This is a genomic window from Streptomyces anandii JCM 4720 (assembly GCF_014650655.1).
Classification (GTDB): Bacteria; Actinomycetota; Actinomycetes; order Streptomycetales; family Streptomycetaceae; genus Streptomyces; species Streptomyces anandii.
Genome location: NZ_BMVJ01000016.1, coordinates 102,426 through 115,023 on the forward strand (window position 1 = coordinate 102,426; position 12,598 = coordinate 115,023).

Below are 12,598 nucleotides of genomic sequence, written 5' to 3' on the forward strand. Positions count from 1 at the left end.
CTGGTCCACTTCGACACCGGCTCCCGCCCCGCCGTCGTACCGGACCTGGAGGCCGCGCGCCCGTCCCGCCGTCCGGTGCGGCGGCGTCGGCGCGAGGGCACCGTCCTGGAGCGCCTGCGCGAGAAGGCGGGCGCCCTGCGTGCGGGACCCGTGGTGGTACTGGACCACCCTGCCGACAGCGGCCCGGACCCGGAAGCGGCCGTGTCCGCCGGCGGTCGTCCGCCCGGCGATCCGGACGGCCGTCTGCCCGGTGATCTGGTCGTGCGGACCACCCCCGACATCCGGCTCCGGCACGGCATGCAGGTGCCGCTCCTGGTCGACCTGGCCCACCTGTTCGTCTTCGACCAGCACGGGGAGCGCATCTGCCCGGCCCCGGACCATCTGCCGGACCTGGAGGAGTGATCCCGGACACCGTGCGGGATGCGTCTGGCGCCGGAAAACTATCGGCGCTAGTTTATGGGGCTGTCGGTAGGTTGTGACGCGCACCGGCACGGCCGCGGAACCGGGCCGGGCGCCACGACGCACCCCCGCCCCGGAGGAGCACCATGAAGGCACACGACGGCATGTACATCGACGGCGCCTGGCGCCCCGCCGCCGGCCGGGACGCCATCGAGGTGGTGAACCCGGCCGACGAGCAGGTCATCGCCACCGTCCCCGCGGGCACCGCCGACGACGTCGACGCGGCCGTGCGCGCCGCCCGCGCCGCCTTCCCCGCGTGGGCCGCCACCCCGCCCGCCGAGCGCGCCGCCCGCCTCGCGGCCCTCCGGGACGTCCTCGTCGCCCGCAAGGACGAGATCGCCGAGACGGTCACCGCCGAGCTGGGCTCCCCGCTGCCGTTCTCGCAGGCGGTCCACGCGGGCGTCCCGATCGCGGTAGCCGGTTCCTACGCCGACCTGGCGGCCACGTACGCCTTCGAGGAGAAGGTCGGCAACTCCACCGTGTTCCACGAGCCGGTCGGCGTGGTCGGCGCGATCACCCCGTGGAACTACCCGCTGCACCAGATCGTCGCCAAGGCCGCCCCCGCGCTGGCCGCCGGCTGCACGATCGTGCTCAAGCCCGCCGAGGACACCCCGCTCACCGCCCAGCTGTTCGCCGAGGCGGTCGACGAGGCGGGGCTCCCGGCCGGGGTGTTCAACCTGGTCACCGGGCTCGGCCCGGTCGCCGGACAGGCCCTCGCCGAGCACCCGGACGTCGACCTCGTCTCCTTCACCGGCTCCACCGCCGTGGGCAAGCGCATCGGCGCCACCGCGGGCGCCGCCGTCAAGAAGGTCGCCCTGGAGCTGGGCGGCAAGTCCGCCAACGTCATCCTGCCGAGCGCCGACCTCGCCAAGGCGGTGAACGTCGGCGTCGCCAACGTCATGTCCAACTCCGGCCAGACGTGCAGCGCGTGGACCCGCATGCTGGTCCACCGCGACCAGTACGACGAGGCGGTGGAGCTCGCCGCCGCGGCCGCCGCCAGGTACGGCGACCGCATCGGCCCGGTGGTCAACGCCAAGCAGCGCTCCCGCGTGCTCGGTTACATCGAGAAGGGCATTGCCGAGGGCGCCCGTCTCGTCGCGGGCGGCCTCGAATCCCCCTACGAGCGCGGCTACTTCGTCAGCCCCACCGTCCTCGCCGACGTCACCCCCGGCATGACCGTCGCCCAGGAGGAGATCTTCGGCCCGGTCCTGTCCGTCCTGCGCTACGACGACGAGGACGACGCCCTGCGCATCGCCAACGGCACGGTCTACGGCCTCGCCGGCGCGGTCTGGGCGGGCGAGGAGGCCGAGGCGGTCGCCTTCGCCCGCCGGATGGAGACCGGCCAGGTCGACATCAACGGTGGCCGGTTCAACCCCCTGGCCCCGTTCGGCGGTTACAAGCAGTCGGGCGTCGGCCGCGAACTCGGCGCGCACGGCCTCACCGAGTACCTCCAGACCAAGTCCCTCCAGTTCTGAGTCCTTTCAGTTCCAGGTCCCTTCAGTTCCAGGTCCCTTCAGATTCAGGTCCTTTCAGCCCGAGCCGACCCAGGAGCCACGCCACCATGGCCGTACGTGCCGCCGTCCTGCCCGCCATCGGCGCCCCGCTGGAGATCACGGAGATCGACCTCCCCGAGCCGGGCCCCGGCCAGGTCCGGGTGCGCCTGGCCGCCGCCGGGGTCTGCCACTCCGACCTGTCGCTCGCCAACGGCACCATGCGCGTGCCGGTACCGGCCGTCCTCGGCCACGAGGGCGCCGGCACCGTGCTCGCCGTCGGCGAAGGCGTCACCCGCGTCGCGCCCGGCGACCGTGTGGTCCTCAACTGGGCGCCGTCCTGCGGCGAGTGCCACGCCTGCTCGCTCGGCGAGGTGTGGCTGTGCGCCAACGCCCTGAACGGCGCCGCCGGCGTCCACGCCACCCGCACCGCCGACGGCGCCGAACTGCACCCCGGTCTCAACGTCGCCGCCTTCGCCGAGGAGACGGTGGTCGCCGCCCCCTGCGTGCTGCCGCTGCCCGACGGCGTGCCGCTCACCGACGCCGCCCTGCTGGGCTGCGCCGTCCTCACCGGACACGGCGCCGTCCACCACTCGGCGCGGGTGCGCGAGGGCGAGAGCGTCGCGGTGTTCGGCGTCGGCGGGGTGGGCCTGGCCACCCTCCAGGCCGCCCGGATCGCGGGCGCGTCGAAGATCGTCGCGGTCGACGTGACCCCGGAGAAGGAGGAACTCGCACGGCGCGCGGGCGCCACCGAATACGTCGTCGCCTCCGCGAACACCCCCCGCGAGATCCGCGCCCTCACCGGCGGGCAGGGCGTCGACGTCTCGGTGGAGTGCGCGGGCCGCGCGGTCAGCATCCGCGCCGCCTGGGAGTCCACCCGCCGGGGCGGCCGCACCACGGTCGTCGGCATCGGTGGCAAGGACGAGCAGGTCACCTTCAACGCCCTGGAGATCTTCCACTGGGGCCGCACCCTGTCCGGCTGCGTCTACGGGAACTGCGACCCGGCCGAGGACCTGCCGGTGCTCGCCGGGCACGTCCGCGCCGGACGCCTGGATCTCGGCGCGCTGGTGACCGAGCACATCGCGCTGGACGGCATCCCGGCCGCCTTCGAGAACATGACGGCGGGCAAGGGCGGCCGGGCGCTGGTGGTGTTCTGAGCACCGGCGCGGGGCGCCCGGGGCGGAGCCGAGGGCCTTACGGCACCCGTTCCGGCCGTGGTCGGCTCGCCGGCGCGGTCCGCTCCCGCCGCCTCGGGCGGGACCTCGACACCGCCACGCCCGCCAGGCACAGCGCCCCGCCGCCCAGCGTCAGCGGCCCCGGCACCTCGCCGAGCGCCAGCCACGACATCAGCACCACCAGCGCGGGCACCGCGTACGTCGTCGCGCCCATCCGGCTCGCGGTCGTCCGCGCCAGGGCGTACGCCCACGTCGTGAACGCCAGCGCGGTCGGGAAGACGCCCAGGTAGACCATGTTCAGCGTGGCCGGCAGCGGCGCCCGGGCCGCCTCGTGGACCAGCTGACCGGCGAACGGCAGACAGGCCACCGCGCCCACCAGACAGCCGTACGTCGTCACCTGCAGCGCGCTCGCCCGGCCCAGCGCCGGCTTCTGCGCCACGACACCGCAGGCGTAGGCGAGGGCCGCGAGCAGGCACAGCACCACTCCGACCAGCGACGAACCGCCCCCGCCCGACATGGACAGCCCCACGGTCACCGCCCCCGCGAAGGACACCGCCATGCCCGCCAGCAGCCGCGGCGGCACGGGATCACCGAGCAGCCGCGCCGAGAGCAGCGCGATCAGCAGCGGGCCCACATTGACCACCAGGGCGGCGGTCCCGGCGTCAACCCGCTGCTCGCCCCAGTTCAGCGCGACCATGTAGAAGCCGAACCACAGCACGCCCGACAGCGCGATCCCGCGCCACGCCGTCCGCGGCGGCAGGCCCTCCCGCCGTACGAGACACAGGGCGCCCAGCGTCACCGCCCCGGCCGCCAGCCGTCCCAGCGCCAGCGCACCGGGTGAGTACGCGCCCCCCGCACTGCGGATCGACACGAAGGCCGAGGCCCAGAGCACCACGGTGACCGCGGCCGCAGCGGCGGCCGGCCGGCCGGGGGAGAACTTCATCATGTCTCCAGACGCTAGGCGGCCCGACGGCACGCGGGCTCGCGGTTTTCGGACGGGGAGGCCGGGGCGGGGATCCGGCTCAGCGCAGGGCGGTCGTGGGGATGCCGAGCAGTTCGGACAGCGCGCGCTCGCCCGCCGGCGTCACCCGCACGGCCCGCTCGGAGCCGACGCGCACGCACCAGCCCGCGTCGAGGGCGTGCCGGCACAGCGCGGCGCCCGCGACGCCCGAGAGGTGGGGCCGGCGTTCGGTCCAGTCGAGGCAGGCGCGGGCGAGCGGCCGGCGGCCGCGCCGGTCCAGGCCGATGCCCAGCGCGCCGAACCACCCCACTCCGGCGTCCGTGAGCGCGAACCCGGTGTCCTGCCGCAGCAGTCCGCGCTCGGTCAGCGCGTCGGTCACCGCGATGCCCAGCCGCCCGGCGAGGTGGTCGTAGCAGGTGCGGCCCCGGGCCATCGCCGAACCGGCGCCCGCCTCCCGCAGCCCTCGCGGCGGCCGGACCGCGCCCGGCGCGACCTGGGCGGCGAGATCCTCCACGAGGTGCGCCACTCGCGCGTCCGCCAGCCGTACGTACCGGTGCCGCCCCTGCCGTTCCTCGGCGAGCAGCCCGCCCGCCACCAGCTTGCCCAGGTGCTCGCTCAGCGTGGACGCGGCGACACCCGCGCGCCGGGCCAGTTCGCCGGCCGTCCAGGCCCGCCCGTCGAGCAGCGCCAGCAGACAGGCCGCCCGTGTCTCGTCGGCGATCAGCCCGGCGAGCGCGGCGAGACCGGGCGCCTGGGGGTCCTTGGAGGTCATGCGACCAGCATGCGGCACGCACGCTTCGGCGCCCGCCGAAGTGTCCCTACGCCTGCTGCCCGGCCCGCTCGTACTGCTGCGCCAGCCCGTCCAGCAGCGCGGTCAGACCCGCCTCGAAGGCCCGCTCGTCGATCTTCTCCTGCTGCTCGGCCAGCAGGTGCGCCTGGCCCAGGTGCGGATAGTCGGCCGGGTCGTAGGCGCTGGCGTCGTCCACGAAACCGCCCGCGAAGGAGCCGAGCGCGGAGCCCATGATGAAGTAGCGCATCAGCGCGCCGATGGAGGTGGCCTGCGCCGGCGGCCAGCCCGCCTCGACCATCGCCCCGTAGACCGCGTCGGCCAGCCGCAGTGCGGCGGGGCGGCGGCCGGGCCCGCGCGCGAGCACCGGGACGATGTTCGGGTGGTCGCGCAGCGCGGCCCGGTAGGACACCGCCCAGTCGTGCAGCGCGGTCCGCCAGTCCCGGCCGTCCTCGAACATCGACAGGTCGACCAGGGCGCTCACCGAGTCCGCGACCGCCTCCAGGATCTCGTCCTTGGTGCGGAAGTGGTTGTACAACGAGGGCCCGCTCACCCCCAGTTCGGCGGCGAGGCGGCGCGTGGAGACGGCCGCCAGGCCCTCCGTGTCCACGAGGTCCCGCGCCGTCTCGACGATGCGGTCGGTGCTCAGCAGGGGCTTGCGCGGTCGGGCCATGGCGCACATAGTAGGGCTGCGGCATTAAACTAGCAGTGCTAATTTAAAGGTGCAGCCTTCAATAGGGGTGATCCGTCATGAATCTCGAACTCAGCGAGGAGCAGACCGCGGTCCGCCGGCTCGCCCGGGACTTCGTCGAGCGCGAGATCGCCCCGAACGTCGTCGCCTGGGACCGCGCCGAGGAGGTCGACCGGTCCGTCGTGAAGAAGCTCGGCGAGGTCGGCTTCCTCGGCCTGACCGTCGACGAGGAGTACGGCGGCTCGGGCGGCGACCACCTCGCGTACTGCCTGGTCACCGAGGAGCTGGGCCGCGGCGACTCCTCCGTGCGCGGCATCGTCTCCGTCTCGCTCGGCCTGGTCGCCAAGACCATCGCCGCCTGGGGCAGCGAGGAGCAGAAGAGGCGCTGGCTGCCCGGCCTGACCTCCGGTGAGTACGTCGGCTGCTTCGGCCTCACCGAGCCCGGCACCGGCTCCGACGCCGGCAACCTCGCCACCCGGGCCGTGCGCGACGGCGACGACTACGTCATCAACGGCACCAAGATGTTCATCACCAACGGCACCTGGGCCGACGTCGTCCTCCTCTTCGCCCGCTCCACCGACGCCCCCGGGCACCAGGGCGTCTCCGCCTTCCTCGTCCCCACCGGCACGCCCGGCCTGACCCGCAGGACCATCCACGGCAAGCTGGGCCTGCGCGGCCAGGCGACCGCCGAGCTGGTCCTGGAGGACGTGCGGGTGCCCGCCTCGGCGATGCTGGCCCCGGAGGGCAAGGGCTTCTCGGTGGCCATGTCCGCGCTGGCCAAGGGGCGGATGTCGGTGGCGGCCGGCTGTGTCGGCATAGCCCAGGCCGCCCTCGACGCGGCGGTGCGCTACGCGGGCGAGCGCGAGCAGTTCGGCAGGACCATCGCCCACCACCAGCTCGTGCAGGAACTGATCAGCGACATCGCCGTCGACGTGGACGCCGCCCGGCTGCTGACCTGGCGGGTCGCCGACCTCGTCGACCGGGGGCAGCCCTTCGCGGTGGAGTCCTCCAAGGCCAAGCTGTTCGCCTCCGAGGCCGCCGTCCGCGCGGCCAACAACGCCCTGCAGGTCTTCGGCGGCTACGGCTACATCGACGAGTACCCGGCGGGCAAGCTGCTGCGCGACGCGCGCGTGATGACCCTGTACGAGGGCACCAGTCAGATCCAGAAGCTGGTGATCGGCCGCGCGCTGACCGGCGTCTCGGCTTTCTGAGTACGTGCCTGAGTATCCCGGCGGATGTGGCGGGGGCCACGTCTGCCGATGATCGGTGCCATGAGTGACACACCGGTCAAGCAGCAGAACACGGCCGCCTTCTACGGCCAGGCCGTCGCCTCCTTCGCCATCGCCATGGTGGCCACCGCGATCGGCATCTTCCGGCTGAGCGCCGACGCCTGGGTGCGGGCGTTCCTCGCGATCGCCGTCCTCTACCTCGTCACCTCGGCCTTCACCCTCGCCAAGGTCGTACGGGACCGCCAGGAGGCCGGGCAGATCGTCAGCCGGGTCGACCAGGCCCGCCTGGAGAAGCTGCTCGCCGAGCACGACCCCTTCGAGAAGCTGTGAGACGAGAAGCTGTGGGACAGTGACGCGATCGCCCCCTCCCGGGCGATCGCGCTAAGCGCCCGCTCACCCATCCCGGTATGGTGTTACTCCTGCCAGTGAATGAGGTGAGCGATGAGTATGGCGGAGGAGACGGCCGGCACCGAGGCGTCGCCGTGGGGTGAGGTCACGCCCGACGCGGCCCGGCGGCTGCTGCTCGCCGCGGTGGAGGCGTTCGCGGAGCGCGGCTACCACGCCACGACGACCCGTGACATCGCGGGCCGCGCCGGTATGAGCCCGGCCGCGCTCTACATCCACTACAAGACCAAGGAAGAGCTGCTCCACCGCATCAGCCGGATCGGCCACGAGAAGGCGCTGGACATCCTGCGGACGGCGGCCCGGGCCGAGGGCAGCCCCACCGAGCGGCTCGCCGAGGCCGTCAGCTCCTTCGTCCGCTGGCACGCCGGCGGGCGCACCACGGCGCGGGTCGTGCAGTACGAACTCGACTCGCTCGGCCCCGAGGCGCGCGCGGAGATCCTGGCGCTGCGCCGGCAGGTCGACGCAGAGGTGCGCGGCATCATCGAGGAGGGCGTGGCGTCGGGGGAGTTCGACGTCCCCGACGTGCGGGGCACGACCCTGGCCGTGCTGTCCCTGTGCATCGACGTGGCCCGCTGGTTCAACGTCGACGGCCCCCGCACCCCCGAGGAGGTCGGCACGCTCTACGCCGGTCTCGTGCTGCGGATGGTGGGCGCGGGGGAGGCGGCCGGGGCCGCTCAGAGGTAGTAGCGGGCCACCGACTCGGCCACGCACACCGGCTTGTCGCCGCCCTCGCGCTCCACGGTGAAGGCGGTGGCGACCTGCACGCCGCCCGGCACCTCCTCCACGGCGGAGATCGCCGCGGTGGCGCGCAGCCGCGAGCCGACCGGCACGGGGGCGGGGAAACGGACCTTGTTGGTGCCGTAGTTGACGCCCATCTTCACGCCCTCGACCCTGATCAGCTGCGGTCCGAACAGGGGCAGCAGCGAGAGGGTCAGATAGCCGTGGGCGATCGTGGTGCCGAAGGGGCCGGCGGCGGCCTTCTCCGGGTCGACGTGGATCCACTGGTGGTCGCCGGTCGCCTCCGCGAACAGGTCGATCCGCTTCTGGTCGATCTCCAGCCAGTCGGTGTACCCCAGCTGCTCGCCCACCGCCGCCTTCAGCTCGTCGGCGGACGCGAAGATCCTCGGCTCTGCCATGTCCCGGGCCTCTCCCATCGCAAGTCAACATCCCTAAGCAACTGCTTAGCATGGTCGCCTGGACGACCTCTGTCAACGGGACACGGCTCGATGACGGCGCGCCTCAGTCCCCTCACGCGTCCGGTTCGCCCCTATGCGCGTCCGGCGTCGGCGTGTTCGCGCGACACGGCCGTCAGCAACTCGGCGTTGGAGCGGGCGCGTCGGCCGTCCGGGACGTGAAGGGTGTCCTCCAGGCCGATGCGGGTGGCTGGTCCCAGGCGCCCCGAGGCGCAGGACCGGACAGGCGGTGGCCTCCGGCCGTGCAGCAGGAGCGGGCGGCCGCGGACGCCGCCGGGCGCCGTCAGAAGGGCGTACGCCGACTGCTCCACCGTCACCGGAGAATCATCCGTCACCTGCGCCACCACCCGCCGCACTCTCGGCCCCAGCGGCGAGGCCGCGAACCGGCTCGCGGCATCCGTGCCGGAGCGCACGGCGGCCTCGGCCTCCAGCCCCAGGTCCAGCAGGACCGCGGTCGGCTCCTCCGCTCCCGGCTCGCCCCGGTCGACGCAGGCGAAGTCGGGCAGCACGGTCCAGTCGCTCATGCGCGCCCGGCGGGCGGCGGGCCGGGCCGGGCTCCGCACGGGCTCTCGTGGTGATCCCGACCGGCACGGTCACCCGTGCCCGTATCGCCTCGAGCGTCGCCGCGATCACACGCGGGGAGAGCTCTCCCGGCCGCAAGGCGTCCTGGGACGGACGTGGACCTCCGTGGCCCCGGCCGCGACGGCCCCGGCGGCGGACTCGGCGAGAGCCGCGGGCGTCAGCGGCACCACCGCGCCGTCGGCGGCCCGCCGGGATCCGTTCAGGCACACCCGCGCGATCGTGAAGCCCCCCGTTCAGAGGGGTGCGGCATCCCCCAGCGCACCCCTCGCCGTTCTCAGGCGGACACCAGCAGTCGCCCCCGCCTGGCGTACGCCAGGGCCTCGGGGGTGAGGACGGGGCGCGGGACCAGGATCCCGCAGTCCACGCAGACCGGACCGGACGAGGGCTCGTGGTCCAGGTCGTACCGCCAGACCAGGCGCTCCCCGCCGCACACCGGGCAGGACGAGCCCGGGTCGCGCTCCAGCGCCGCGATCAGCCGGCGCAGCACCTCCGCCAGCGGCTCACCGGGGTGCACGCGCGGGTCGTCGCACCAGGCGACCCCGAAGCCGCCCCAGGTCAGCCGGTGCCAGTCGTCCACGCTGCCGGGCCTGCGCAGCCCGTCGTGCTTCTCCTTCCTGCGGCGCCTGGCGAACTCGACCTCGTAGTCGAGCCACACCGAACGCGCCTCCTCGAGCTCCTCCAGCGCGGCCACGAGCCGCACCGGATCGGGGGACCTGTCCTCCGGGCCGAACCCGGCCCGGGAGCACAGATGGTCCCAGGTGGCCCTGTGCCCGTAAGGGGCGAAGCGCTCAAGGCACTTGCGCAACGAATAACGCCGCAGCGCCAGATCGCACCGCGGGTCCCGCACCTGTCTCGCCAGACTCCGGAAACCGGCCATCGCCCTGCACCTCCGTCACACCTGCACCTGTACTCCGGTCAGTTCGGTCACTTCGGCGTCGTCGCACGGAGTCGTCGTAACGACGTCGCCGAGTAGACGTATCGACATGCGATTCGGCTCCATCCGTTTTCCGATGCCCCCCATAACGCCTCCCTTGTTGACCTCCACGAGGTGACTCCAAAAAGTGACGCATGTTCATCTTCCAACTCGGGGATACCGGCGGTAACGTCCCGCCCCACCCCCGTCGGGAGGAGCTGCCATGCCACGGCGCACCCCACAGTTCGCGCTCGACAGACTGAGAACTCCCCGCAGATTCCCCGGGTTCCTGAAGACCGCCTCCGTATGCGTCCTCATTGCCGGTCTTTTGACGCCTTTTTCCCGGGCGATGGCCGCCGAGGCGTCCCCTGTGAACGCGGCCGCGGCCGCCAGCGACTACTGCGGCGGCCAGTGTTCGGACATCCTGCCGCCCGGCGAGAACGGCAACGCCACCCTCGCCCAGATCCTCCTCAACCAGGCCTTCGGCACCCAGCCCGGCCACGCCGAGGACCAGCTCGGACCGTACGCCGGACTCCCCACCGGCTACTCCTCGCTGACCGACGCGAAGATCAACAGCTTCTTCGACGACGCCTCCTTCGGGGTCCCCTCCGGCCAGGTCGCGTCCACCGAGAAGCCCGCCGGCCGCGGCGACGTCACCATCGTCCGCGACAAGAAGACCGGTGTGCCGCACATCACCGGCACCACCCGCTACGGCACCGAGTTCGGCGCCGGATACGCCGCCGCCGAGGACCGGCTGTGGCTCATGGACGTCTTCCGGCACGTCGGCCGCGGGCAGCTGACCGCCTTCGCCGGCGGTGCGGCCTCCAACCAGGGCCTGGAGCAGGAGTTCTGGCGCAACGCGCCCTACACCGAGGCCGACCTCCAGGCCCAGATCGACAACGCCGTGGCCCGGGCGGGCGCTCGCGGACAGCAGGCGCTCGCGGACGTCAACGCCTACCTCTCCGGCGTCAACGCCTACATCGACGCCTCCGACTCCGGCCGCTACTTCCCCGGCGAGTACGTCCTGACCGGCCACAAGGACGCCATCACCAACGCCGGCACCATCGAGCACTTCAAGGTCACCGACCTGGTCGCCCTGGCCTCCGTGATCGGCTCGCTGTTCGGCTCCGGCGGGGGCGGCGAGGTCAACAACGCGCTCTCCCTGCTGGCCGCGCAGGCCAAGTACGGCGTGGAGGAGGGCACGAAGGTCTGGGAGTCCTTCCGTGAACGCAACGATCCCGAGGCCGTCCTCACCGTCCACGACGGCCGCGGCTTCCCCTACGCCGCCAAGCCGGACAGCGCCCAGGGCGAGGCCCTGCCCGACGCCGGCTCGGTGACCCAGGAACCCCTGGTCCACGACCGCACCGGCAGCGCGGCGACCGCCGCGGCCAAGGGTGCCTCCACGACCGCCGCGAAGACCTCCCTGTCGTCGGCCAGGCGCGGGATGTCCAACGCCCTGGTGGTCGGCGGCAAGTCCACCGCGAGCGGCCACCCGGTGGCCGTCTTCGGCCCCCAGACCGGCTACTTCGCCCCCCAGCTCCTCATGCTCCAGGAGATCCAGGGCCCGGGCATCAGCGCCCGAGGCGCCTCCTTCGCCGGCCTCAGCATGTACGTCGAACTGGGCCGCGGCCAGGACTACTCCTGGAGCGCCACGACCTCCGGCCAGGACATCATCGACACCTACGCCGTCGAGCTGTGCCAGGACGACTACCACTACCTGTACCACGGCACCTGCACGGCCATGGACAAGGTCGAGCAGACCAACTCCTGGAAGCCCACCGTCGCCGACGGCACCGCGGCCGGCTCCTACACGATGCGCGTGTGGCGCACCAAGTACGGCCCCGTCGAGTACCGCGCCAGCGTCGGTGGCAAGAAGGTCGCCTACACCACCCTGCGCTCGTCGTTCCTGCACGAGGCCGACTCGATCATCGGCTTCCAGATGCTCAACGACCCGGACTTCGTGAAGGGCCCGCAGGACTTCCAGCAGGCCACCCGGCACATCAACTACACGTTCAACTGGTTCTACGCCGACTCGGCGCACATCGCGTACTACAACAGCGGCGACAACCCGGTGCGCGCGAGCGGTGTCGACGCCGAGTTCCCGGTATGGGCGCGGCAGACGTACGAGTGGCGGAACTGGGACCCGGCGACCAACACCGCCGACTACACCCCCGCCTCTGCCCACCCCAACTCCGTCGACCAGGACTACTACGTCTCCTGGAACAACAAGCAGGCGCTCGACTACACGACCGCGTCCTGGGGCGACGGCTCCGTGCACCGCGGAAACCTGCTCGAGGACCGGGTGAAGAAGCTGGTCACGGCCGGCGGGGTCACCCGTGCCTCCCTGACGCAGGCCATGGCCGACGCGGCCCTCGCCGACCTCAGGGCGGAGGACGTGCTGCCCGGCCTGCTGAAGGTGATCAACAGTTCGGCGGTCACCGACCCCACGGCCGCGGCCGCGGTGAGCAAGCTCCAGGCCTGGGTCACGGCGGGCGCGAAGCGCACCGAGACCTCGGCGGGCTCGAAGACGTACGCGAACGCGGACGCCATCCGCATCCTGGACGCCTGGTGGCCGCTGCTGGTGAAGGCCGAGTTCGAACCGGGCCTCGGCAGCGACCTCTACACCGCGATCACCAACAACCTGCCGGTCGACGAGTCGCCGTCCGCCGGGCACGGCCCGACCGGCTCCCACGCGGGCAGCGCCTTCCAGTAC

At 72.8% G+C, this 12,598-nt stretch carries 13 protein-coding genes and 1 pseudogene; 7 read left to right on the plus strand and 7 right to left on the minus strand.

Going from position 1 to position 12,598, the window contains the following annotated elements; all coding sequences use genetic code 11:
- The 3 genes and pseudogenes from IE249_RS38485 to IE249_RS25710 all read left to right on the plus strand — a co-directional run.
- A pseudogene (locus IE249_RS38485) lies at positions 1 to 402 on the plus strand (sugar ABC transporter ATP-binding protein); the annotation flags it as partial.
- Between the two features lie 143 nt (positions 403 to 545).
- The gene (locus tag IE249_RS25705; protein WP_189708352.1) at positions 546 to 1,934 is read left to right on the plus strand and encodes an aldehyde dehydrogenase family protein; all 1,389 of its coding nucleotides are present in this window, start codon (positions 546 to 548) and stop codon (positions 1,932 to 1,934) included.
- Between the two features lie 86 nt (positions 1,935 to 2,020).
- The gene (locus IE249_RS25710; RefSeq protein WP_189708354.1) at positions 2,021 to 3,106 is read left to right on the plus strand and encodes a Zn-dependent alcohol dehydrogenase; all 1,086 of its coding nucleotides are present in this window, start codon (positions 2,021 to 2,023) and stop codon (positions 3,104 to 3,106) included.
- A gap of 37 nt (positions 3,107 to 3,143) precedes the next feature.
- Here IE249_RS25710 and IE249_RS25715 read toward each other — a convergent pair whose 3' ends face one another.
- From IE249_RS25715 to IE249_RS25725, 3 genes are all read right to left on the minus strand, one after another.
- Positions 3,144 to 4,070 (minus strand): DMT family transporter, encoded by a 927-nt coding sequence (locus tag IE249_RS25715; protein ID WP_373304445.1) that lies wholly within the window; start codon positions 4,068 to 4,070, stop codon positions 3,144 to 3,146.
- A 76-nt stretch (positions 4,071 to 4,146) separates the two neighbouring features.
- Positions 4,147 to 4,857, minus strand: coding sequence for an ArsR/SmtB family transcription factor (locus tag IE249_RS25720; RefSeq protein WP_189708356.1), 711 nt, complete (start codon positions 4,855 to 4,857; stop codon positions 4,147 to 4,149).
- Between the two features lie 46 nt (positions 4,858 to 4,903).
- Positions 4,904 to 5,554, minus strand: coding sequence for a TetR/AcrR family transcriptional regulator (locus IE249_RS25725; RefSeq protein ID WP_189708358.1), 651 nt, complete (start codon positions 5,552 to 5,554; stop codon positions 4,904 to 4,906).
- A gap of 68 nt (positions 5,555 to 5,622) precedes the next feature.
- On the opposite strand from IE249_RS25725, the gene IE249_RS25730 reads away from it, so the two are divergent.
- From IE249_RS25730 to IE249_RS25740, 3 genes are all read left to right on the plus strand, one after another.
- Positions 5,623 to 6,774, plus strand: a complete 1,152-nt coding sequence (locus IE249_RS25730) for an acyl-CoA dehydrogenase family protein (RefSeq protein ID WP_189708360.1) — start codon at positions 5,623 to 5,625, stop codon at positions 6,772 to 6,774.
- A 60-nt stretch (positions 6,775 to 6,834) separates the two neighbouring features.
- Positions 6,835 to 7,122 carry a YiaA/YiaB family inner membrane protein gene (locus IE249_RS25735; protein WP_189708362.1) on the plus strand — a complete coding sequence of 96 codons (288 nt, stop codon included), beginning with the start codon at positions 6,835 to 6,837 and terminating at the stop codon, positions 7,120 to 7,122.
- Between the two features lie 111 nt (positions 7,123 to 7,233).
- Positions 7,234 to 7,881 carry a TetR/AcrR family transcriptional regulator gene (locus IE249_RS25740; protein ID WP_189708364.1) on the plus strand — a complete coding sequence of 216 codons (648 nt, stop codon included), beginning with the start codon at positions 7,234 to 7,236 and terminating at the stop codon, positions 7,879 to 7,881.
- On the opposite strand, the gene IE249_RS25745 is transcribed toward IE249_RS25740, so the two are convergent.
- The 4 genes from IE249_RS25745 to IE249_RS25755 form a co-directional block, all read right to left on the minus strand.
- Complete coding sequence (locus IE249_RS25745) at positions 7,872 to 8,333, minus strand: MaoC family dehydratase (protein WP_189708366.1); 462 nt, start codon at positions 8,331 to 8,333, stop codon at positions 7,872 to 7,874. The two genes, IE249_RS25740 and IE249_RS25745, sit on opposite strands and share 10 nt — an antisense overlap.
- A 131-nt stretch (positions 8,334 to 8,464) precedes the next feature.
- Entirely contained in the window at positions 8,465 to 8,914 is a 450-nt protein-coding gene (locus IE249_RS40110) for a 3-keto-5-aminohexanoate cleavage protein (RefSeq protein ID WP_373304446.1), read from the minus strand.
- 105 nt (positions 8,915 to 9,019) lie between these two features.
- Complete coding sequence (locus tag IE249_RS40115) at positions 9,020 to 9,181, minus strand: 3-keto-5-aminohexanoate cleavage protein (protein ID WP_373304447.1); 162 nt, start codon at positions 9,179 to 9,181, stop codon at positions 9,020 to 9,022.
- Between the two features lie 65 nt (positions 9,182 to 9,246).
- On the minus strand, positions 9,247 to 9,849 hold the full coding sequence (locus tag IE249_RS25755) for a hypothetical protein (RefSeq protein ID WP_189708368.1): 603 nt from the start codon (positions 9,847 to 9,849) through the stop codon (positions 9,247 to 9,249).
- Between the two features lie 259 nt (positions 9,850 to 10,108).
- Here IE249_RS25755 and IE249_RS25760 point away from each other — a divergent pair.
- A partial coding sequence (locus IE249_RS25760; protein ID WP_229859261.1) for a penicillin acylase family protein occupies positions 10,109 to 12,598 on the plus strand: 2,490 nt, incomplete at its 3' end.

Bases quoted from the DNA above. Each gene is read 5' to 3' on its own strand.
- IE249_RS25705 (WP_189708352.1), top strand. From the start codon at position 546: ATGAAGGCACACGACGGCATGTACATCGACGGCGCCTGGCGCCCCGCC.
- IE249_RS25710 (WP_189708354.1), top strand. From the start codon at position 2,021: ATGGCCGTACGTGCCGCCGTCCTGCCCGCCATCGGCGCCCCGCTGGAG.
- IE249_RS25715 (WP_373304445.1), bottom strand. From the start codon at position 4,070: ATGATGAAGTTCTCCCCCGGCCGGCCGGCCGCCGCTGCGGCCGCGGTC.
- IE249_RS25720 (WP_189708356.1), bottom strand. From the start codon at position 4,857: ATGACCTCCAAGGACCCCCAGGCGCCCGGTCTCGCCGCGCTCGCCGGG.
- IE249_RS25725 (WP_189708358.1), bottom strand. From the start codon at position 5,554: ATGTGCGCCATGGCCCGACCGCGCAAGCCCCTGCTGAGCACCGACCGC.
- IE249_RS25730 (WP_189708360.1), top strand. From the start codon at position 5,623: ATGAATCTCGAACTCAGCGAGGAGCAGACCGCGGTCCGCCGGCTCGCC.
- IE249_RS25735 (WP_189708362.1), top strand. From the start codon at position 6,835: ATGAGTGACACACCGGTCAAGCAGCAGAACACGGCCGCCTTCTACGGC.
- IE249_RS25740 (WP_189708364.1), top strand. From the start codon at position 7,234: ATGAGTATGGCGGAGGAGACGGCCGGCACCGAGGCGTCGCCGTGGGGT.
- IE249_RS25745 (WP_189708366.1), bottom strand. From the start codon at position 8,333: ATGGCAGAGCCGAGGATCTTCGCGTCCGCCGACGAGCTGAAGGCGGCG.
- IE249_RS40110 (WP_373304446.1), bottom strand. From the start codon at position 8,914: ATGAGCGACTGGACCGTGCTGCCCGACTTCGCCTGCGTCGACCGGGGC.
- IE249_RS25755 (WP_189708368.1), bottom strand. From the start codon at position 9,849: ATGGCCGGTTTCCGGAGTCTGGCGAGACAGGTGCGGGACCCGCGGTGC.